Source organism: Nitrospira sp., from assembly GCA_029194535.1.
Taxonomy (GTDB): Bacteria; Nitrospirota; Nitrospiria; order Nitrospirales; family Nitrospiraceae; genus Nitrospira_C.
On record JARFXR010000003.1, the window covers coordinates 203,281 to 226,046 of the forward strand.

General features: G+C 60.6%; 6 protein-coding genes. 3 read left to right on the forward strand and 3 right to left on the reverse strand.

What is annotated here, in order from left to right; translation table 11 throughout:
• Positions 1–63: 63 nt before the first annotated feature.
• From P0111_18160 to P0111_18170, 3 genes are all read right to left on the reverse strand, one after another.
• Complete coding sequence (locus P0111_18160; protein ID MDF0645956.1) at positions 64–10,803, reverse strand: neuraminidase-like domain-containing protein; 10,740 nt, start codon at positions 10,801–10,803, stop codon at positions 64–66.
• Positions 10,804–10,947: 144 nt separating this feature from the next.
• Complete coding sequence (locus tag P0111_18165) at positions 10,948–18,714, reverse strand: SpvB/TcaC N-terminal domain-containing protein (protein ID MDF0645957.1); 7,767 nt, start codon at positions 18,712–18,714, stop codon at positions 10,948–10,950.
• Between the two features lie 214 nt (positions 18,715–18,928).
• Positions 18,929–19,783, reverse strand: coding sequence for a hypothetical protein (locus P0111_18170; GenBank protein ID MDF0645958.1), 855 nt, complete (start codon positions 19,781–19,783; stop codon positions 18,929–18,931).
• Between the two features lie 146 nt (positions 19,784–19,929).
• Between P0111_18170 and P0111_18175 the strand changes: the two genes are divergently transcribed.
• From P0111_18175 to P0111_18185, 3 genes are all read left to right on the forward strand, one after another.
• A complete protein-coding gene (locus P0111_18175) occupies positions 19,930–20,391 on the forward strand; it encodes a hypothetical protein (GenBank protein ID MDF0645959.1) in 462 nt (153 codons plus the stop codon).
• A complete protein-coding gene (locus P0111_18180; GenBank protein ID MDF0645960.1) occupies positions 20,388–21,773 on the forward strand; it encodes a GAF domain-containing protein in 1,386 nt (461 codons plus the stop codon). The genes P0111_18175 and P0111_18180 overlap by 4 nt, the downstream gene beginning before the upstream one ends.
• A 210-nt stretch (positions 21,774–21,983) precedes the next feature.
• Positions 21,984–22,658 (forward strand): outer membrane beta-barrel protein, encoded by a 675-nt coding sequence (locus P0111_18185; GenBank protein ID MDF0645961.1) that lies wholly within the window; start codon positions 21,984–21,986, stop codon positions 22,656–22,658.
• Positions 22,659–22,766 lie beyond the last annotated feature (108 nt).

The window sequence follows — 22,766 nt, forward strand, 5'->3', positions numbered from 1 at the left end:
ACTGTGCCTTCTTCGCTTGGCTCTTACACCTGCGCCGGTCTCTCGTTCGGAAACATCCGGCCCTCAGGTGATGGTCAGTTCGAAACACACGAAGACATCCCTCAACAAGACGTCGCCTGTGTCACTCTTCAGCGCATCAAAATCGGCGGATGTTGCGAGCAGCGTCCAATTTCCGACGCTCTTGTCTTGCTGGAAGCTCCGCTGACCGTACAGGGTGTCCCCATACCCGTCGCGTACGGCAAGGGCGATCCCGTCTTCCTGTTCATCGAACGAATCCCCCGGCGGCGTAACATAGAGCGTGCTGGTGTCGGATACTTTCTTTGTGAGCGTCGAGAGGAGATGCACCTTGGTCACCTTGACCTTGCCTGCGACAAACCTGTCGCGCAGGAAAAATGGAAAGCGCTCCGGCCCAAACGACAGGGTCTGTTGATGATCGCCCGTGCCGTCCGTCGTCACGCTCAGGAATCGCTGCCACTCGGTCGGAAATTCGTGGCGGAGGCTGAATAACCGGGCCACGCCCTTTCCTCCTTCGCTCGCGATCAGCTCATTGACCGCGGTCTGCAGATCACCGGCGGCGGCCGCGTGCAACCCTTCGCCTCCTTCCCGGGCCGTATAGCGGATATGCAGAATCACATCGGAGATGGAATTATAGTCAAACGACTTGAAGTCCGCCGGTAGTGCTAAACGCCAGGTGCCGACCGCGCCGGCGCCTTCGAACGGCAGATAGCGCTCGTCCCGCAAGTTCGTCTCGAACATCCCGCTGTCGCTCTGTCCGCTGCTGGTCACTATGGACTGCATCGGACCGAACAGATCCGAAAAACGCGGATCGTCGTTTTGCGCGTCCCGGCGGTACCCGCCGTCGAGCGCATTGCTGTGGCGGATCTGACTCTTCAGTAATGTGACCGTACAGGACACGGCGGCATAGGGACCCCCGATGCAGGGAATCGTGACGCTCACCGATTTCAGCCGGCGCATGTAGTGACCGGGATAGTCCATATCGAACCAGGCCTCCGGCACGGTAAACTCGCAGCGACCCGACTCGCGCAACATCACCAACGCCAGGGGGTCGAGTTGCAGCAGAGAGACATGCTTCGTGATCTCGTACTCGCGCTTGTTCTGATCCAGATACGCCACGTCCATCCGCCTGAGGTCCTGCCCCAATCGCTCTCCCGACAAGAGTCCTTTCTTCAAACTATCCCAGTAGCCGAACTGAATATAGGTTGAGCGCCTCAATCCGAGTTCAAACTGAAACGCCCGCTCGGCGCGCTTGGCGCAATCATAGGCCAATTGATACGCGCGAAAATACACGCCGGACAACTGCTGCGTCATCCACTGGTACAGCTCGTGGTTCGTGTATTTCTCGCGCATGAACCGGTCCGTCTCCTCGGCGTCCTTGATCTGTTTCTTGTGGTTGTCCAGCTCCTTGGCGGCGATATCCGCGCGAATCTTCGCCGCGATGATTTGCCGGCGGATCTGTTGAATTTCCTTGAGCGCCATGCGGCTCTGGAACACCCATTCGTCCTGGCGCCTCTGGTATTGCCCGATCGCGGCGGACCGACTCGATTGATGGACGGCGTTGCGCTCCAAAATGCTGAAGAACGACCCGATCGCATTGGCCACGGATCCCAGATTGGTTCCGCCGAACTTCGACTGAAAAAACGGCGTGCCGGCGCTGATGTCCGGAAATGCGAACAAAATCCCGGACGCGGTATTGAATGCCCCCGCGACGGCCGCATAGGTCATCGCCGTGTCCGACCACCCCATTTGGTCGATCTCCGCCTGCGTCAACCCCAAATTCGTCAGTTCGCTCGAAGAGTCGGCCTTGGCCACGGCGACGGCCGATGTCTGTTCGACATCGGCGCCGAAATCGTCGGGCACTCGCGCGCTGTTGTTACCCAGCAACCGCTGGTATTGAGCAAAGCGTGCCATGGCCGCCTGTTCGCTCTGACTCAACGCATCGATATCGGCCCTGGCTGTCGCGACCTGCGCTTCCTTGACCGCGGACACCAGATTGAGCAGATCGATCTCTTGATTCGACCGCAACCGTGACAGTTGCTCCGCGTCCTTTTTCTCCAATGCGGCCAACAAGGCGCTGCCGAGCCCCTTCACTTCATTGCACAGATCCACGGCCTTCCCCATCAAGACACCGAATCGGTAGTACGGAAGCGGCATCGTGGCGTCGGCCAACACGGCGCCGATGTCGAGGCCCGCAGCGGCGGCGCGCACCAGCAACGCAGGATCTATCGGCGGCTGGAACAACGGCAGCGGCTGCTCCACGCCGTCAATGTTTCGGCAGTGTCGGATGTTGAACAGTCGCTCATCCACCTTATCCCAATATGCCGCGAGCTTTTCATTGCGCGGCACGCAGAAATACAGCAACCCGATGCTCGATATCGTGGAGAGACCCTTGTCCCCGCGCATCGACATGCCCCACGATCCTTGTCCGCCTTTGGCCAAGTTCGCTTCCAACTCGAGCCATGCGTTTGAGAACTCATCCCATTGATCGTTCGCTCGACGATAGGTCAGGGGCCGAGGTAGCCGTGCGCGGGGGCGTGGGACGGACTGCGGACGAGGCCCCAACAACTTCGCCGCCAGGACATACAGTTGCGTCGCTTCATTGACGGATTCGGTCGTATATTGCCTGAAGAGCGAGTCGCCCCACGCGATCAAGTTATCCAGATACTTGAACACCACATTGATTTGATAGGCTTGTGGACGCATGCGCGCGACCGCATGCGGACGAAACGGGCTTCTCGACCACAAATCGATCTGCGCAGTGATCTGCTGCTTCCGGCTGTCGGTCGCCGGCACGTTGGGATCGCCCAACAATTTGAGCAATTCCTCAATCGGAGTCGTCATGCTGTGATTGCGGAACGGCAGGTAGCGCCAGTAGCGCTGGTTGCCGTTCACGGCATCTTCCGTCGTCGGATCAAAAATGAAATGCAGCCACTGCTGCGCATCGCCGAAACGTTGGTTGCTGCTCAGGAATCCGGCGACCAACATCGGCACGTGGAAGAACAGTTCCGTGTTATAGCCCGCATAGGGCGAATGCGCCTGGTCCGGTTCGAAGTACATGGCGGGCCGCGGCAGCGACCGAGTGAGGTCGACGGAAGCGCTGGGCGCATGGATGTCGAAATTGGCCGCGTGTTGCCAGGTTTGCTGAATCAAATCGAACAGTTGCGGCACTCCCCCGAGCGAGACCTCACGGCGCAACTCACTCGCACGCGGATGCCCGTTCACCACGATCTGCAGCCGGCCTTGTGAGTTCACCGGATCGGTATGCGTATTTTCCCGGCGGATGAAATAGCTGTTCTGGGCATCGCGATAGACGACGACCTCGGCGGCTTGATATTCGAAGGGAGCCGCCGGCAGCAACGAATACGACGGCGATACCCCGCTCCATACCGTCACGGCATTGCCGCCGCCATTGTCCGAGAGGGTCAACGAAGAGGACTGACTGGCCCCCGTCACCTTGAATCCCGAACCGTAGGTGAGCGCGCCGCTCGGCAGAGCCGGCAACGGCGTGGTCAGCGGCAACCATTCAGCATCGTCTGCGGTATAGATTCGGAATTTCTTGACTGGAACGATCGTGACGGGACGGTCTGCTTCACCACCCGGCGCAGCGCCGCCGATGCCGATAATAAAGTTCTGTTGAAAGCGCAACTGGCTGTGGTGCTGGTACACCTCATTCGAGGACGAGTCCTTGTACGGGAAGCTCTTGGACTGAGGCGATGCGCTGCCGAACGACACGGACAGCTCAAAGGTCGGATTTGTCCTCAGGGCGCTCTGCCGATAGTATCCTGTGTCATGATTGCCGAAAAGGTCGCTGCCATGCAGCCATGCAGCCAGACTCAATGTCAGGGTGAAGTTGCCGTTGGCATCCGTGACCGTGGAGGTGTCCTCCGTGCTGTTATAGGCGGGAGCGCCGGACAGCCCGAGTCCATGGTCCTCATCCCACTGAATGTCGTTCCTGGCCGTCGTGATCTCTTCCGGGGTTCCGTTGAGCTTGACATACACCCGTACGGAGGCGTTCGCGAGCGGACGATAGATGGTGCCGTTTGCATATGAGGCGTAGACGACACCGGACAGCGTGACCATGATCCAGGGGGCACTGCGGACCAGGGGGAAGAATGTCCGAAAGGGCAGGATATCAGCCGTCGATGGCGCATCATACAACAGCGCGCCTTCACGCTTGGCGCCGTAACAGTCGATGTCTGTCGAACCCGCCACGCTGCTCCTGACTCTGAAGGTGAAAGTCTGGTTCTCGTCCTTGCCGTAGACCCACGGATGCTCGAAGACATCGCTGCTCATGAGCCGATCGGTCCATCCCCGGCTGGTGCGGCGAATCCACGCCATCTGAACCCGCCACTTTGCGCCTGGTGCGGTCGCGCCTCCGACCCCGGGCTCCGCCGCCAGTTGCGTGATCTCCGGCCACGCGACATAGACATCGCCGCGCATCACGAACGGCAACACATGGTCCGACTTGACGCCCTCCAGCGCCACGTGCTCCCACGGCTCCCAGCGGTTCGTCCGCTGGGTCAACACCCAGCGCCGATAATAGAACCGCGACGGCCGGTTTCGCGTGCGGCCGAGCACGTGGATGCGAATTTCCGGTTCACCGTCCAACGCCTCGTTGTCCACATACATGCCGACCACGGCGAGGCTTGAGATATCCTCGAGTTGCTTGAGATACACCTTGAGGAGTTCCTCCGCCCGCTCGTTGTCGAACTCGCTCTGCTGCAACTGACCTTCCAACTCCCTAAAGAGCTCGGACTTGTCGTCGCGCAATTCAGGCTCGATCCAGTTCTCCGGATACAAGAAGACCTTCCGATTGGCCTCCCACACCCGGTAGTTCTTCATCCATTTCCAGCGATCGGCGTCGATGGCAGCAGGCGACACCCCGGTTTCAAGATTCATCAAACACCGCTGCACGAACAACTGGACGGCGCTGATCGCATGGAGAATGCGCGTACTGGTCTTGCACGCGCTCATGCGCGGATCGATCAGGAAATGCTCATACAGATCGTTCGCGTCCCTCCACAATCCCTTCGCCACCGCATTGGCCGGGGGATTGGCGATCAGATAGGCGACCAACGCGTCGCGCTGCTGGTGCCGCAGCCTATCCGAGATGGGCCTGAGCCGTTGCAACCAGGTGCGGCCGTCGGATCGTCCACGCAAGAGCTCCCGCGCGAGCATCGCTTCGTTCGGGCCGGGCCGCGCAGCGACCCCGGGGGCCGGAGCCCTGTCCTCGGCCAGCGCAAAGCACTCGCTCGCCTTGCCGCCGAGCCGCTGCACCGTGGACAACAATTGCAGCAAGTCGTCGAGCCGTGACGGGTTCTGCACATCCGCCGGCCACGCGAGGTTCAGCTTGGCCATCGCATCCGTCACATCGTCGACCGATAGGCGCATCGCTTTGGCGAGAGTCCGTTTCGCCAGCCATCCAATCGCCTCAGCAATCCTGACGGCGGCTTGATAGTCGGCCGGCCATTGTAGATTCAGTTGTGTCTGCGTCGCCCATGACACGTCCTCGGCCGAGCTGTCCAAGCCCGCCGCCAGGTAGGCGACCTGGGCGGCGACGTCCGTCTGCGCCTCGACCAGCGTGGCCGGATCGACGCACATGAGCGATTGCAGCTTGGCGATCAGTTTCGGTCCGAGAGAGGGACGATCACGCAATTCGAACAGCTGGGCCAATCGCCGCCATGCGCCGTAACGAACGTCCGCATCTCCCGGCGCACTTGGGAGCGCATCGAGCGAAAGAACGTCGAAGGCCAGAGGTTGTAGATCGGCGGACGGCAGCCATTGCACTTCATCCGGGCGCATCTTGAACGTGCGATAGACGAACGCCGCTTTATGAAGCTTGCACAGCGCGCGAGCCTGCCGCGGAAACGCGCTCGGGGTCAGGGTCACCCGCGCATCGCCGTTCGCGAATTCGTGGTCGAGCAACGCACCCAGCGTCAAGTCGCGGTCCAGTCCGGTCGACAGCAAACGCTCGACGAGCGCTCGATCAAGCTCGACGGCCTGCGCCAGGCTTTCCGCCGCCGCCTTGCGACACAGGTACGGCAACAGCCGTTGCAGGACCCGATCGACCCGTGTCGCCGGCGTCTGGTCCACCGCAAACAGCGCGCGGATATCGTTCTCCGCGGGGAAGAAACGATTCAACGCAACCGCCTCCGCATACTGATCCGACTTCAATTTGAGGGCAGCAGCGACCGGCGCGGACAGAACCGCGGCGAGCCCCGCTTGCTGAGCGTCGCTCATCCATCCGACGAAGCTGACTTGCTTCGAGCCCTTGTCGACATAGCACCGGCGCGACAAGTCCTTCGGGATGACCGGGGGTGACTGCTGGACATAGGCGACCCTGAACACCGGGAGCTCGAATGATTGCAGGCGGCGTGCGAGAGCCGGCAGAGCGACCAAGAAGGCGTCGATCTTTGTGCGCAGCATGGTGATGGCGGCCCTGGCCGACGGCGAGGCGACGTTCGCCAGATCCAATGTGCTCCATTGATTGGCGTTGAGCGCGGGGGATCCGCTCAGTCTGCCGTCGGCCCTGCGATAGACGACGAGAGCGGCGAGCGCCGGTGGAACGGCGACTGCCGGATTGCCCGGCACCGTCACTGTGAGCCGGCCATCCGATGCGAACAGGTCGACGGCCTCCTTGACCAGCTCGTCATACCAGCCCAAGCCCGCGAGCGCCTTGGCGAGATGGTCTTCCGGCCGATCGGCGCCGCCGGTGACGTCAAGGCGCACGACCTGCAGCGCCTCTCGAAGATTCATCAACGTGCCCGACAGCCACTCGATGGGAAGCAGCGGATTCGGCTCGTCACCGAGCGCATACTGCAGCAGGTATTGCAGTGCTTCGACCGAGAAACCGCTCTTCGCAATCGCCTGCGCCTGCTCGACGAAGGTGATCGCCTGGGCGGGACTGGAGAATGGATCGATCGCGATCACGCGTTTCAAGCGAATGAAGTCGACGATCGAGAGGCGCAAGGCTTTGGCCATGGAAACGTGGCGAAACAGCGCGGAGAGATTCTTGAGCTTCAAGGTGGGCGGATCATCCAACTCCTGCAGCGCCAGCAGGTGCGCGAGGAGGGCGTCGAAATCGGGCCGCGTGATGCCCAGGGCGGCGGCCACGGCAGCCGCTTTGTTCGCGAGCGCCGGAGCTGTCCCTGGCGTCGGATAGACAATTTCGGATCGTTGATCGTTCAGGGCAAAGTCATGGTCCGGCGGATTGGCGACCGCGGGATTGAGAAATACGCGTTCGTACAAGCTCTTGACCGAACGCCGTGGCGCCGCCGTGTAGTCGTCGTAACTCTCCGTCAACGAACCCCACCAGGCCGCAAGATCCGAAACGGACAGACCGAGCAACTCGTGCAGCCGTCTCAGATTCGACAGGCGCAGGAGCGCAGCCTCATTCAGGCTCGTCCGATCGACCGTCGTGGCGGCGATCGCCAGATCAAGTTCGAAGGGGGATCCGCCGACCTTTCTCCAGAGACGCACGAACCGGTGGATGCGATCGAGTTGCGCAGCGTTCAATCCCGGGAGCTTCATGCCGCTGGGGTTGCACTCTGCGCCGATCGGCGTCAGCACCGGCGCAACGGCCCGAACGAATCGCGTCTGCAGCACATTGAGCAATTCGCGGTAGCTCAGACCGGATTGTTGCAACAGGATGGACACGTTGAAGCCCAACACGTCGGTCCACAATCCGGATGCAATGTAGTGTTCGTCGTTACGATCCACGACCCGATTCCCGCTCTCCTGTAAGCCCCAGTACTCCCATTGAGGACGCGGGTTCGTCGCGGTGACGATGCTCGCCTCCGCCGGCGAGAGACCGAGCACCTCGCGCGCAATGGCTTGATCGGCCCACCGAGTCTCGGGCTTGCACCGCTCCATCAGCCCACGACGAGAGACGCCGCCCCGCTCGAGGAATGCCCTCACCTCTTCGAGCCAAAGATTGAAAGGCAAGGTCCACGGATAGACTGAGGCATCCAGCCTGTTGTAGGCCTCCGGATTTCGGTTTTCCGGAGTCGCCAGCGCATCCTCGCGCGCGTCGGACGTCTGATACGTCAGTGAAGCGATACTGAGCCGCTCGGGAACATACTGCAGCGTGACCTCCTCTGTGACCGAAATCTCCCAGTCGGCTCCGGCAGGAGCGATCCGGTACGGCAAGCCGTCCGGCAGCATGCTGCGCAGCGGTTCGACGATCTGTCCGTTCCGCAACCCAAAAAACACCATCTGCGCCATAGCGGTGGGATACTGACCCGCGTCGAGTTGTTGGCCCCCGTCCGCCGACTTTAGGATGACCACGCTCACCGGTGCGGCCATCGTAAAGGCGACCCGAACGGCCCTGGTATACGTGACGGTCCATCTGACGCCGGCTTGCACCGGCGTGACCGTCGGAGCGCCTTTGAGGGGAAGATTCCCGTTACGCGGGCTGTCTCCCGGCGGCATCAGCCAGTCAACGTTCGGCAACCGGCCTTGGTCCAGTTGACGGCGCGCCGCCTCGTACTCCGTCACGCTCAGGACCTTGGGAAGTCTGCGGAGACCCGACAGGGTCAGCGATCGCGGAAAGTGACGCAGCGTCCAATGCCGCGCCCCGTCGGTGATCATCCAGTCCGTAAACGTCCCGATCAGCAACTGCCTGGCGGACCGCTCGATGTGAAGCGGTTCACCGACCGAGATCGCGCTGCGCTCCAGCACGGCCCGCAGCGCCGTCGTCACGCGAACCGGCACCGGATTCAAGCCCAGATCGGCTTGCGGATCGAATCCGTAGGGGGCGGGAATCTCGATCGGCAAGCCGATCGCATTTTCCAGCACTTCGAGCACGAGATCGATGTAGGGGACCTCCTGCTTCGTGTTCCGGCATGTGAGCTCGATATCCGCGATATCGGGCCGTCGCGCCAACAGCGTCGACAATGCGGGCGTGACCACGCGCGTCGCGCCGCTCGGCGGATCGAGGAAACGGAGCAGATCGACCAGATAGGCGGCGGGACTCAACACCGATTGGCAGTGCTCGCATTCACAGGTCGTCAGATTACCGAAGAGGCGGCGGATATTCGGATAGTTCGATGTGTCCGGAGAGTCGGCTTCGTGCTCGCCGGCCGACTTGAAACCCGACAGGTAATTCTTATCGGCATAGGCCATGGCGATGAGCGCGACGGCCGTATCATGCACGTGCTGCGCTTCGGCATAGATGGCGCCGGCGCGTTCCGCCGGCAGGTCGGGCCCGACGGATTCTTGAAAGGCTTTTGGACCGAGTTGAACGATGTGCAGCGCCGTGGTGAGCCCTTTGTCGAGCAACAACCCCGCCTCACGCCATCCTCCGGTCAACTTCTGGGCTCGCTGGATCTTCTGCAAGCTGGTCACGAGCCGCTCTTTGTCGTTGACACCCTCGAGACGATCGACGACCGCGCGCGCATTGTGCGCCTGCAATTCCAATTCAGGATTCGACGCCAGCATCGCCGCCGCCTCCTTCAGCGCGGCATCGTGCAGTTCCACATGACCTGAGTGGATGCGCGCGGCGAGGACCGCCGTCGGATGTTGCGCTTCAACGGCTCGCTCGAGGCCTTCGGCATAAAGTTCAGGACTGGTTCCACGCGGACCGTCGGACCGGTGCTTTACGGCAAACTCCAGCCAACGGACCGGCGTCACCGATGCGAGAAACCGCAGGGACGGATCGCCGGCCTCCCCGCGCAATGTCTGTAGTTCCCGTACCAACGTCCGGTTTCCACCGGTCAATCCGCCAAGCGCCCGCGTCACTTGGACGGACGCGATCTCACCGGCGCTGAACCCCGCATCGCGAAGTCGCGCGGCAAAGCCCGTCTCGGTGACGCCGGTATCGAGGAGAGCTCCTGCGACGAGGCGCTCTTTCTTCGTCGATAACCGTCCCGGCATCGTGGCCAACAGATCGCCCAGCGACGCGGTGTGCCCGTCGGCTGCCGGCTGCAGTGCCATGTCTATCTTTTGCGCTTCGATACGAGCCGACAGCTTGTCCAACCACCCTGCAAGGTGCTGCGGGACGATGTTCCGTTCGATGGCGGCAGTGAACGCGGCAATCAGGTCATCGGCGTTGCTCGACCAGAGTGCCTTCGGTTCAGTCGGGATACCCTGTCGAAACCAGCCGTAGTAGAGTTCTGCAGGAACGGTCCGATTGTCTGCCGGCTTGTCTGACCGCTCTTTGGGTGTCGTGGTCGTCTTGTCGCGTCGAACGACTGCGGCAGATTGATGGGCCTTGACGAAGAGCGCGATCTGCTCGGAAGGAACGCCCATCTCTTGAGTCAGGAACTGGATGTCGCTGTCGGTAAGTTCGGTGATCGGCAGGTCCTGCCCTTGTTCGCCCTGCCCCACGAGGAGCGGACGTATGGCATTCAGCACGCGCTCGTACTCGGATTCCTGCTTCTCGCCGCCGGCGATCACATGGTCGATTGTGGTCTCAGCAGGCGCGTTGAATAGGACGGATGAGCGGACCAGGTCCTGCTCGTCCGCGTTGACGACCACGGTGTAGAGATCCGCGCTTGCCTTATCGGCTCTGCAGAACGCCGTCCGGCGATAAGTAATCTGATAGCGTCCCTCCGCGTCAGTCCGGGTCTCACCAAGCTTCTGCCTCGTACGAAGGTCTTGGTCATAGGCACGCACCAGGACCCCCGCCACAGGGCGATCGTTCGCGTCGCGAACGCGGCCCGTGACCACAAAGGCGCCGGCTGTGGCGGACTCCGGTTTGGATTTTCTATGACTCGATCCTTTGGCGGGAGCCTTGCCGCGGGATTGTGCAAGACGAGTCGGCTTGGTTTCGGGTTTTCTGGACATCGTTCACCTATATCCTTTTACAAGGCTCGCGTATACAGAACACTCCGCTCCGTTGAGCCGCTCGGTGCATGGTTTCACAAGTTGCGATGTTTCGTGGTGGTCTTATCGTCGTTCCGCATGCTCAGCGCCCTATCCCGCGCAAGGTCAATCATGCATTCGCTCGCCGATGAACCGCAGCGTGTCTCCCAGTTCCTCGATCGTGTCGTTCACTTGTTGTATCGTGCGGGCCGCTTCCTGCTTGGCGAGCCCGTACGAGAGCTCGAAAGCGGCCTTCATGGTTGGCCACGTGGATCGCGCACCCTTCACGTCTTCGTATGAAATCTTCAGCTTCGACGCATCAGCCGATTCACTCGGATGATCGCGGGTCTTCAGCAGCTCTCCACCAAGATAGGCCCAAAACCGACCCCCTGGCGCCGAAGCCGGCTTGGAGTCTTGATCCATGGAATTTCTGGCATGCTTCTCATCCGGTTTAGGGTGCACACGAAACGACTGGCGCTTCCTCTCGTCGTACACGATCGCGGCATAGTTACCGAGCAAGATAATTCCCGGATCGTTCGTGGCCCCCTTCCCAAGAGTGGCAACATCGAACAGGGGAGTTCTGGGTGCGAAATCTCTCCAGGCTTGAATTCTGCCGGTCAGAAAGTGATCGACGTCTCTCAAAATCACGTTCTCAGTAAGATCATGACTCGTCCGATAGGGATAGACGACCATTTGCAGAGCCATCTTCAGCAGATCGTGCTCCGACACCTCGATTCCCTTCGCTTTGACCAATGCGGACGCGGCGTCGATCGCAGCATTGACGATGGTGACGACGGCGCGATCGTGAGCCTCGTTTTCGATGTCGACGTCCATCGACTTTTCCCGCGCCGTGGTCGGCGTCGGCTCCTTCAGAAGATTGTTCTTCACGGTCTCGTTGAACTTCTCGTACGCATCAATCCAATCAGGCGTTACATTCGGCAACGCACTGAATTGTTCCACGAGCTTATCCGAATCGAATTCGGTCACTTCTTCCGTGCTGGCGAGACCGCTTGTATCCACGCGCCCTATGGGATTCGCCAATGCATACCCGATGAGATTTTCCCCGTCGATCAGACTGAAGGGATCGGCACTCACCCATCTCCCCAGCCACACGGCGTAATACCTCGCACCGTGATAGTTCAGCCCGCTCTCCTCGTCCCGCTCCATTCCGGTATACCGATACCGTTTAGCCGGCACTTCAAGCGCACCGTTCGTGGCCCGATACGCGCTCGTCCCGTAGGGGTGATACTCCTCGTAGGAAATGACCTCGCTCGCGTCGTTGAGTTCAAGGCACGCAGACCCGAGATGATTCCCATATTGGTAACGGTAGAGCGGGCCCTCCGGAATCCGCGGATGGTCGGTCCAGAGCACATCTTCCACCAGCATGATCCGCCGAGACCCGTCCATGACGTGATGGGTCTCAATCTCCTCGACGACGTTGCCGGCCACATAACGCCGATACAGTTCGAATCCGCCGAAATCCATCCGCTCCCACTGCTTCGTTCCGGTCCGGCTCTCGATGACTTTCCGGCTCCGCTGCTTGCCGCTGTCATAGTTGTAGTAGGCTCGGCCGCCCCCGCCCAGATCCAGCTCACGTATCATGTCGCGATAGTCCCAGCGGATATATTGAGCCGGCGTCACATTGATCAGATTCTGCATGCTGCCGTGGGCATCGTAGGTATACGACACCGCCTGCGTTCTGTCGCCGCCTTCCCACGTTTGCCAGAGGCGGTTGCTCGCCGGCTGCGCCGGGTCCTCAAATGCATAGGCGTAGTCCCGCGTCCAACTGCCGAGGCCCGCTTCATGACGCAGGCGCTCGATGTTCCCGACGGCGTCATAGCGATAGATCTGCCGGTACACGCTCAATGCGTTAGGATCCCCAAGTTGAATCGGAAACGACAGGCCGACGGCACCCGGTTCGCTATCGGCCGGCACGCCGCGTAATGCGCCGTTCTGGCGAGCTGTGGCGGCGATCAATCGATACAACGCGTCGTAGACGTACCGGCTCCTGGGATCGACCTGCTGGTTGGCGAAGAAGGCCGGCTCGTACGCGTCGTCCTCGACCTCCGTCAGGTTGCCCATCGGATCATAGGTATAGAACAGATTCTGCAGCACGCGGTCGTTCTTGAACTGCGACCGGCGGCTCGGGAACGTCGGGTCGTACGCCGGCCTCGTCGTGCGCAGCTGAGCCAGCCGGAACGTTTCAGGATCGTATTCATAGCGCGTGGTCGTTCCGTTCCCATACTCGATTCGCTCTCGTTGGCCTCTGGCGTTGTAGGTGACTCCCGCAATCACCGCCGTCCGTCGGCTTTGGGCAGGCTCTTGATAGCCATCCGCCGTCTTCAGCCCGCGAATGACGAGCTCTTCGCGTTGAAGCGTTCCGCGCTCGTGGTACGTCGGTTCATAGACGGCGACAGGGCCGCCGGTGCCCCGATGCCAGTTGTAGAGGCGAGTGATTCGATTCAGCGCGTCGTATTCGGTCTGCTGCACGAAGGATTGCGGATCCAAGACCGCCGTCGGACTGCCCGGTTGCCATCCGATGACCGGCTCGCGATACTTGCCGGCGAGCTGACGCGTGGCCGTCAGGACGTTTCCCTTGAAGTCATACGCCTCCGCCGTCTTGCGGCCGCTTTGGTCGAAATGCTCACGGAGCCGGCCCCGCACATTGTCCTGCTTCGCGTTCGCCGAGGTTTCTCCATACACGAACCGCTCAATCAGCTGGGGTGCGCCGCCGTTGATCGTCAGCCATCGTTCGGACGGGCGATGGAGCGCATCGTATTTCGTCTGAAACACCCGGTTCTCCACGACGACGGTGCCGTCGGACTCACGGCGCCCGTTGAGATCCCAGGCGTAGAGGGGCTCACCCGCCGCGTCGTTCAGCGTCCATCGGTCGCCGGCATCCATGCTGTGCTGATGCAACAGATTTCCGGCCACGTCGTAGCAGGGCACGGCGTCGGCGGGCACCGTTTCATCCGGCTGCTCGCTCCACCGTGTCGGCTTCGGCGGCGTGATGTACTGCATCACGAGATGGCGATTCGCGTCTCTGATCCAGAGCGGCTTGCCTTCGGGGTCAAGTTTAGTGAAGGTCACGTACCGCTCGTCTCCACTCGGACCATTGTCGGGATACACATAGGTGTTATGGGAGACCGCCACCGCTTCACGTCCCACGCCGTCGAACATCACCTGCGCCGGCGTCAGGGCGTGAGCTTTCACGAGATCGGCGGCGCGCCGATCGCCCGCGCTGTTGAACTCGGCGAACCGCCGATGACCGGGATCCGTCCGGCGTTTGTACCAGTCGCTATGGGCATTTCCCGTTGGATCATAGGCCGTGTCGCAGGGATCGAAGCTCGTGACGTGCCAGGGCGAGAATTCGACGCGGCTGAAGGCGCCGTCCGGCAGCTCGGTGCGGATGAGGCGCCCCATTGCATCGTAATACATGATCGGTGTGACACCGATCTCAGCTTCAGCCTCGGTTTCGTCGAACCGATGCTCGTTCGTGCTGAAGTACGGTTCGTATCGCTTGACCGGTTTGCCCTTGTTGTTCAAGACGGTCTTGCCCGAAGCGATCCAGCGCAGGACCGCGGAGCCCTCTGCCGGTTCTGCCTGCGATTTTTTGACCAACAACGCGCCCAGGCCGTCGGAATACTCGAACGCGACTTGCAGCCGACTTTCTTCATGCCGCCCGAGATGCGCGACGTGTCGTTCGCGCAAGATCGTCCCGGCAGCCGGCGGGTGAGCTGCGAAGACCGATTGCGTGCCTTGCCGTTCCTCTCCCAGATGGTAGACATAGCGGGCAGTGGCGTTGCCGAGCAGCCGGCGCACCTCCGTGCTGTCAAAGGCACCCTGAAAGTAGTTGCTAATTTGATCGAGCGACGGATTGAGCACCGCGGGGGTGATGCCGTCCAGGCTGTCTCCTTGATTTCCTTTTCCTTTCATCGCCATGACGGCGGGCAGACCGCGGATGTCGTAGCGCATCTCGGTCAGGTTGTCGTTCATATCTTTCAGGACCGACGGAGCGAGCACCCGATAGTCGAATGATTCGACGGCGGCGGTATTGCCCAACGCATCGGTGCTGGACTTGATGAACAGGTCGTAGGTCTGATCGAACAGCAGCGTCGTCACGTGACCGAAGGGATCGACATAGCGCTCGGGCAAGTAGAAATGTTCGGCCGCATCGTTGGAGAACCGGGCCGTCCCTGATCTGATCCAATATTCCCCGTCGGTCGTTTCATTCGGGAAGCGAGCGCTGAGTGCTTGCCCGCTGATATAGCCGCCGACTGCCGGATCATCGAGATCATGCCGAGCGGACTGCATAAGCGTGGCTCCGAAGACGGCATCGAGCAGGTCATCGGTCAACGCCAACTTGTAGTCCTCATATTTCAACGCGAGGCTGTTGAGCTCGCCGAGGGGAAGAAAGGTCGTGAGGTTCCTCTCGAAAAACAACGTGCGGAGCCGCTCGACCAGCCGTTTCTGGATCGATGTCCCATCCGCGACCTGGTGGTAGGGAATCTCCGCCACCTCGATGTCTCCGGGGACGGGGTCGACTTGATAGTGCCTGGGACTCAGCCGATAGTTCCGCAACTCGCCCAACGTGAAATAGCGACCGTTCAACGGAGTGATTCCCGTCAAGACGTAGCGGGACACCTCACAGGGAAGGCGGAGGCGATAGTCGTCCTGGCCCTGGGCATCCGACGTGTAGCATCTCTCGGTGTAGAGGAGGTGCGGTTCTTGTTGGACTGCGGCAATGAGGTCTTCGGTCCCGTTCGGCAGCGAGGCATCCCGATGCCGGCCGAATCGAGGGTACACCGCCACGACGGTTTGCTGGACGTTGCCGAACTCGTCGATGCGCAGCTTCAACGTATGGGAGATACGAGGATCAGGTGTAACGCTGTCCGTCGTGAGATCCATTTCATAGTGATAGGTGATGGACTCGCTTTCGGTGACGAGAAAGACCGCATGCGGATTGCCCTGCCGAGGCTGTAACCGCCGGACATGGCAGTTGTGGTAGGCCGTGGAGAACAGTTTGACCGGTTCATGCGCTCCACCTACGAGCTTGTCCACGTCAAGCTCGTAGATTTCCCGCCGGAGCACCATGCCCTTGCAGGCTCGCAACGCCTCGCGCCACTCCTCTGCAGACAGATCTTGGGTGATCAAATCCGGCTCGGGCAACTTGTTCTCCTGAAAGCCGCCGAACACATTGGCTTCGCCGGGCCTGAGCGCCTCGAACCATCCCGGAAAATACTCGTCCTGAAAATGGGTGAGGATTGTCTTTCGATCAAGAAACGCTCCGGTATGAAACCAGGTCACGGTCTTGACCGGCGGCTGATAGAGATCCTTGGCATCCGTGATATAGGGGCTGTCGGTGTTGCCGTCGGCGAAGATGCCGTAGTCTTCGATATCGATCTGTTCGACGCGGCCGAATCCCCGAAACTCCCGCTCGATCCCGTCGAAGTAGCCATGGTGATAGCTGTAGGTGGACGAGAACGTGGTCCTGCGCCACTTGTCTGTAATCGTGACTTTCTCCACGCAATGGACCGGAAAAGGAATTTTCGTGATCCATGGTCTGCCGGCAAGACGGTCTGCCACATAGAACTTGGTCGACGGCGCGTATTGAATGTGTGTCTCGGCTCCGAGATTGTTCGCCGTGCGGATCATGACGTGCGGCTTCCGACCGCCCATGAGGTCCACATAGCGCATCGGCTGCCGCGCGTTTCCTGGAAGCGGCGACGACCAGACAAGACACGCCGTGCCGTTGCCGAGAAGATCCGCCGTCATGATCCCCGCAAGATTGTCGATCGGAGGGAAGGCCTTCAGCGATCGGCGGACCGCCCATCCGTTGCCCGATTGGTTGAAATAGAGGTGTACGCCCTGCCCGCTCAGATACAGGATATCCGTCGTGCCGGATCCATCGATGTCGGCCAAGCGGATGCGCCGCGGATCGAAGAGATCCGGCGCCTCGAACCAGGGCGCCTGATCCATCGTGACCTTGGCGCCAAAGCGCCCATACCCCAGATTCGGCCAATAGCAGATGTCTCCGTTCCGAATGCGCACGAGATCAATGAGCCCGTCCCCCGACATGTCGGCGAGAAAGATCGATTGCGTACCGTCGGCGAAGACGAGACGCGGCCCCGCTTCCTCGTCGTTCGCCTGCCGCACGTAGGACGCCGGTCCGAATCCCTCCTCGGCCAGCGATGGATGCCAGCAGAGCACCTCGTCCTCCGTGATCATCACATCGGCGTGACCGTCGCCGGTCAAGTCGATAAACTTCAGATTGGGATCGGACCAGTTCCGGTTTGGAATCGATTGAAAGGGCTTGAAGGTCTCCCATTGCTCATCCACCGTCCGCTCGTAGAAACCCTGCACGGGACCCTGAAGTGAGACAAGGTCGAGCTGCCCGTCACCCGCCAGATCGAGCAGCTGCTGTCCACCGGCACGAAGCGCCGCCAAGGATGGCTTGGAGGCCACGAGTTCGACCGGTGCAAGACGCACCTCCGTAATCTTCCCGCCGTTGACCTCGCGCTCCGTGGCGGGACTGAGATTGCGTTTGTAGAACCAGCCGGTGGCTTGCTCGGTGAGAATACCCGACAGCCCCTCGCCGTCCAGATCCACCCATTGATAGTGACCGCCTTCCAGACCGCTCGGAAGGTTTTCCACGCTGGCCGGATCGACGTCACGAATCGTCTCGCTCACTTCCGCCGCAGCATATTCAAAGGTGACGGGTGGGAACGAGCGCCGGTCGTACGTTCCCTCTTGGTTGCGCTGGTAGGCCACCTGCTCCACGGATTCGATGAACGAGTACATGGGATTGCGAGAGTCGTCCGCCTGCTGTTCATGCGAGTAGGTGAAATTCGTGGAACGGACGAGACAATCGGCACCGATGTCCTCGTCAGGGAAATGGTGAAACATGAGCACGCGCCGGCAAAGCCGATAGGTCCGCACTTCAAAGCCTGCGCGGTAGGTGGAGAACGGATCTTGCCGGCAATCCCACTTCTTGGGCTCCACCAGCGACTGAGGCCCGTCCCAATCATGTTCTCCGTAGTCGAACACGACTTCAAACAGCCATTGGGCTTGGTCCAGATCCGGCTCGACGAGGCGAGAGCGCTGGTTCCCGTACTTGATGCGTTTGAGGTAGCGGTTCGTCCCGCGGATTGCCGTCGTCCGGTTTTTCTCGCGCGCCAGGCCGGACGCGATTCCATCCGAGTCGTCCGGTTTGTACGCGTACACGATGGCCTGGCCCTTGTCGTCAAGGCTTTCGCACATGAGCCACCTGAAAATATGGGAAGGGTCGGCTGGGTCGAAGATTCGGCTTTCGGGTGTTTTCCCATACCAGGTCGTAACGTTGTCCTTCGAAATCGAGCGCCAGAACACATCAGTGTCGTCGTCCTGATTCGTCCAACGCTCGATACGGGCAAAGAGGCCCTCGATACGAGGCCGATAGCGGCGAATGTCGTAGGTCACGGTCCCGATGGTTCTCGGCGGCACGGAATCAGGCGCCCAGGCATGGTCCTGCTCGATGAGAGACGGAACAAGATCCTCGGCGCCGGACAGGATGAACACATCGGAATCCTCCGCGTCCACGTACCGAGGCAGACCTTTGTCGGTCTTTCTGGTGATGGAAGGAAGGGAAAGGCTCCACCCCAATCCAAAGGGTCCGTTCCCGCCTCCTGAATCGTAGGACAGCATGAGTTGCGGCCCGAATCCGGCTCGGCCCGCACTGGTATAGATGGGAATCGTCAGCGACCCGGTCCCGGTAACGGGATTGACGCCGAACTTTTCGCCCATGCCGCGGATGGCACCCCCGCCTTTCGGCAGCGCGATCGCCGGCGGCGCAATCTGGAAGGAGTTTTCTCTCGGTTCTTTGCCTTGGTCTTCCGTTCTTGTCGCCTCGGGCATCTCTGCGTCCTCAGCCGGTGCACGGCGCGGACGCCAACGTGCCTGAAACCCACGAACGAGTCAATGGCGGGAGCTTCGATGGGCTTGGATCTCGGCTGCGGCTCGCAATCCGCTCTCGATCGCACCATTCATATGGCCTTGCCATCGCAGACTGGTATGCTCACCGGCAAAGAACAGACGGCGGCGCGGGCGCGCTCGACTTGCCATCCCGCCGTCATTCCACAGTGAATTCGGTCGTCATGCCGTGAAGGAAATGGGGCCGTCCAGCGACCGGATCCGGGACAAAGCAGATGAGCCCGTATCGTCCCCTCTCGAATTGCCCCGTGAAGAACACGCGCTCCCCTTTTTCAATGGCAGTAATGCCGCTCACCAATTCGCCCCGAGGCGGACCAGAGGCGCCCGGTTCGAATGAAGCGATGACATCTTTGACGGTCGCGCCGGGGGCCAACTTCACAACGACGAGCTCATGAGGTTGCCTGCCGTGATTCGTGACCTCGATGGTCTGCAAGCCGGCTTCCACTTGCTTCGAGAGCACGAACTGATAGTCGAGCTGCGTCACGGTCACTGACGGGTTGGGCTGCGAAACCTTCGTCGCCTTCCCTCCCCGGACGGACAGCGCTTTCTGCATTCCGAGCGCGACATGGGGCACACCGTTTTTATCCGGAATCCAGCACATGATCACATAGTCCCCTTCCGTCAGATTGACCGTGGCAGATGCCAGGCTGCCGGGCAGGTGCGCATTCGGGCCACCGGCATAGTGCACCCATCCAGGCAGCTTGCTTGGATCGGCAGCGATGGCCGCGCGGAAATCGGCTGCGGACTTGCCTTGCATCAGTTTCAAGAACTGGACGTGGTGCAGGTCCCGGCCTTCGTTCACGATACGCACGGTCGTGCGACCGGCCGGAATACTGTCTGGCCCCCTGAAGCCATAATCGTGGGCCACAAATACCACCGCGGTCTCTGTGCCGCGCAGTTCCGCTGCACCAGGACGGTCGCCCGACCAAGCCGGCGTTGCCCCCACCGCAATCAACACGCACACCAGAGAACCGTATAATAGTGGGTATCGCATGGGATCCTCCTTCTGTTCGACGTGCCGGGATGGCACTCCTTCATCTCAACCGATGTGACGGGACCCTAGCATGGGAATCGACGACAGGGTTCCTAAAACTATGCTAAGGTTCGCCTAAATCTTTCCTAACGGGCCGCCTCGATCTCATGATTTCCGACTCGATCGCGCAACTCCTCCAAACGGGCGTTTCGGTCATGGTCGGCACGCGCGATGCGTCTCTCATGCCGGAATGCACGCGCGCGTGGGGTATTCAGGTCGGGTCTGACCGCGACACCGTGACGATCTTTCTCTCCGAGTCCTTCGCCGGCAAGACCATCGACAACCTGCGAGCAAACGGGTTGATTGCAGTCACCTGCACTCGCCCAACCGACCACATCACTTGCCAACTGAAGGGTCGGCTGCGGAGTATCAAGCCGGTAAGGCCGACTGGGCGAGATGTGAGCATGAAGTGGCACCGGGAATTCATGGCGGAGCTAATAGCCATCGGCGTGCCGTCCCGATTGGGTGAAGCCTGGATCATCGAACCGACGGTCGCCGTGGAAATTACCGTGACCGATGTCTTCGACCAAACGCCGGGGCCTGGTGCGGGAAAGAAATTGAGGCAATGAAAACCACATCGCTGCAACTCGAGGATCTCTGGCCGTGCTTTCAAGGCATCGTCCCCGCAGCCTTGAGTACCTGCGCGGCCGACGGCACACCGAACATCACCTTTATCAGCCAGGTCTACTACGTTGACGAGAAGCACGTGGCGATCTCGTTCCAGTTCTTCAACAAGACCCATCGGAACATCCGTGAAAATCCATTTGGGTGCGTGATCGCCCTCGACCCACGAACCTTGCACGCCTATCGTTTTCGGCTCCGCTTCGATCATTCTGAATCCACCGGACCGTTGTTCGAATCGATGTCGCTGCAACTCCAAGCCGTGGCATCGTACTCGGGAATGAGTGAGGTCTTTCGCCTTCTCGCAGCCGATGTGTACGAGGTGTGCTCCGTCGAACGCTTGGAGGGCTTCACGCGACTGCCCGCCCCACCACCATCCGAACGTTCGTCTCGGCTCTTTGTCGATCCCGGCCTGGTCTCACTGCGGCTTGTAGCCGAACGGCTGAATAAGGCACAGCTGCTCGATGAAATCCTTCAGGTCACGTTGCAGCTTCTTGAGGAGCGGTTCGGATTCCAGTACTCGATGATCCTCTTCGCGGATGAGCAGAATGCGAAGCTGTTGACCATTGCCAGCCGAGGCTATGCCGAGAACGGAGCCGGATCGGAAGTGGGAATGGGTGAGGGGCTGATCGGGATGGTCGGGCGTGCCCGCCGAACCCTCTATATCTCGGCCATGGATCACGGCTTGCGATACGCGCGTGCCGTGCGGGACCGCGTCGAATCTTTGGGAAAGACGGAGGCCATCGCGCGGGAGATCCCGCTCCCCGGCCTGCCGGACGCGGCCAGCCAGATCGCCGTGCCGTTGGTCACCCGCGGACGCTTGGTCGGCGTCCTGGCAGTTGAGAGTAAGGATCCGCTTGCGTTCCTTCCGCTCGAGAACTCGCTGCTCACCACCATCGGCGCGCATCTTGCGACCGCGATCGACCAACTCAGTCGCGACCAGGACGACGCGCCGGTGAATCAAGTGACGCATGAACCGTCGACTACCGCGTCTTGTTCAACGGCAGCGCACCGCTTCGTCTATTTCCAGAAGGACGACTGCATCTTCGTCGACGGCGACTATCTCATCCGCAATGTCCCGGCCAGGATTCTGTGGCGCTTGCTGAGGCAATACCGAGACGAAGGGCGAGTCGAATTCACGAATCGCGAGTTGCGAATGGACGCCTGGTTGGGACTCCCGGAGCTGAAGGACAATCTCGAAACACGTCTGATCCTGCTTCGCCGACGGCTGGAACAAAAATGCCCGGACGTCAGGCTCGTCCATCGAGGCCGGGGTCGCTTTGCGCTGGAGACAGATGCCGCCATCGCCTTGGTGGAAAAAGAAGGCTGACGCCTTTTCGCCGCTTGCCCGAAGTTTCTCCCGATCGAGATCGCCGTTCGAAAACCGACTCTGTCCGTCGACACCGATTTTTTTCAACAACTCACCTGCCGGCGCCGTCAATCGTGTTAACATGGGGACGTTCGGCACAGGACCCGTATAATAGGGTCGATCCCGCAGTATGATTTGAACGTCAATGAAGGCTGTTTATTGAAAACGATCGTGTCGCGACGCTTCGTTGCAGCAGTGCTCTGTCTCGGTGTCGTCGTCTCTCTCAGCGTACCCCCCGCCCGGGGCGAATGGTATGTGGTCGGCCAGACCGGGGTCATCCTGCCGGGCAGTCTGTCCAATGCCACCGTAAACAGCCCCACCCTCGCAGGCGGCGTGACCGATGCTCGAGTCGCGGATATCGATCTCGAGAAAGCCTCTCTGTTCTATGGGGCCAAGGTCGGTTTCTTCTTCCCCAAACGCGAGTGGTTCGGGCTGGAAACGGAAGCCTTTTCGTCGCAGTTGAACATCAAGCAACAGACCGTCGTGGGCGGCGTGCCTGGAACGGTCTTCGCAGAGACGATGCCCGGCTCTCACATGCAGCTGACGACCTGGGCCATCAACGCGATTGTGCGCAGCCCTTCCTTGGTCGCGGAACTCGAACCCTACGGCGGAATCGGGCCGGCCCTGTTCTTTTCGACCAGCGGCGACACCAACGTCAGTGTCGGAGTCAACCTTATCGCCGGAGCCCGCTATTTTGTGATGCCGCACCTGGCGCTCTTCGGAGAGTTCAAGTACAACCGGGCGACACTCCGAACCGAGAGCATCCAGGGAGACTATTCAGCTCAAATCTTCGTCTTCGGACTCTCGCTACACTTCGACCGCCCACTGCCTGCGTCGAGCCATTGAGTTACCTCACTGCCCTCCCCGCCTGACGCTCGGCTTGACAGGCTGCCGCTCAGAGCCTAGCCTTTGTCCTCTCGAAGTAAGTGCGTTCGCTCCCCGTCACGCGCAACG

Excerpts from the sequence above, each read along its gene's own strand:
- P0111_18175 (MDF0645959.1), top strand. The coding sequence starts at position 19,930 with ATGATTTCCGACTCGATCGCGCAACTCCTCCAAACGGGCGTTTCGGTC.
- P0111_18165 (MDF0645957.1), bottom strand. The coding sequence starts at position 18,714 with ATGCCCGAGGCGACAAGAACGGAAGACCAAGGCAAAGAACCGAGAGAA.
- P0111_18170 (MDF0645958.1), bottom strand. The coding sequence starts at position 19,783 with ATGCGATACCCACTATTATACGGTTCTCTGGTGTGCGTGTTGATTGCG.
- P0111_18160 (MDF0645956.1), bottom strand. The coding sequence starts at position 10,803 with ATGTCCAGAAAACCCGAAACCAAGCCGACTCGTCTTGCACAATCCCGC.
- P0111_18180 (MDF0645960.1), top strand. The coding sequence starts at position 20,388 with ATGAAAACCACATCGCTGCAACTCGAGGATCTCTGGCCGTGCTTTCAA.